An 837-nucleotide genomic window follows, 5' to 3' on the forward strand; every position below is an offset into this window, starting at 1 on the left:
AGAATTCCTATAGTTTCATCATCATTCCAGAATTTTAAAGCGTCATCAGGACCCGCTTCTTCATCGTAAGTAGCATCAAATTTAAATCTTACACCATCCATCAATTTATCATTAGAGATACTATAGATGTTTAAATCTACTTTTGAGGTAGGAACGCCTCTGAAAACTTCATTGGTTAAAGATTGGTCTGTTTTAAATTCTTCTTTAAAAGTCAGTGTAGGGACTTCATTTGGTTGAAGGTCACTTTCAGTCTGAATAAATATAGATTGATTGACTTGTAAAAAGCGGAATTTTGCTGCAATTGCATTTTCGTTTGAAGGAGCTTCAGGAACGTATCCTACGGGATCAGAATCTAAGTCAACTGTAACATAACCACCTCTTTCACCAATATTTGGTTTATAAGCATAGTAAAACCTTTTGTCCAAATGTGTTGAACTAGTTGCTAGAGTTGCTTTCATATCAACTTCAGCTTGGTATGGATTACCGATTAAAGAAAAGCCTTCTGAATTAGGATTCAAATCGTCATCTTTGTTTACATCACCAGTTAAGATAGTCCCCAAAGATCTCAACCTTGTATCATCGCCTTTAGCTATATTATCTACATAAATATTTGTACCTCTATCGCCCCTAATCAAAATCCCATAGGCTTTACCTGCTTCTATAGTGTTTGTATTGGTGTTGGTAGCTGTTGTCCAACTCCCATTTTGTGAATCCCAAGAAAATAAAGATGGATTTCCAGTGAAGGTTGCGTCAAATCCATTATCGCCGTTTGTACTGCCTGTAATGTGTGTGCCGTAACCAGGATTTGGATTTTTATTTTCTGTGTAATCATTAATT

The 837-nt window shown here is 35.7% G+C and carries 1 pseudogene; it reads right to left on the minus strand.

Features of this window, described 5'->3' with window-relative positions:
* Positions 1-837, minus strand: a pseudogene (locus CXF67_RS00085) (ice-binding family protein); the annotation flags it as partial.

The organism is Psychroflexus sp. MES1-P1E (assembly GCF_002836055.1).
Taxonomy (GTDB): Bacteria; Bacteroidota; Bacteroidia; order Flavobacteriales; family Flavobacteriaceae; genus Psychroflexus.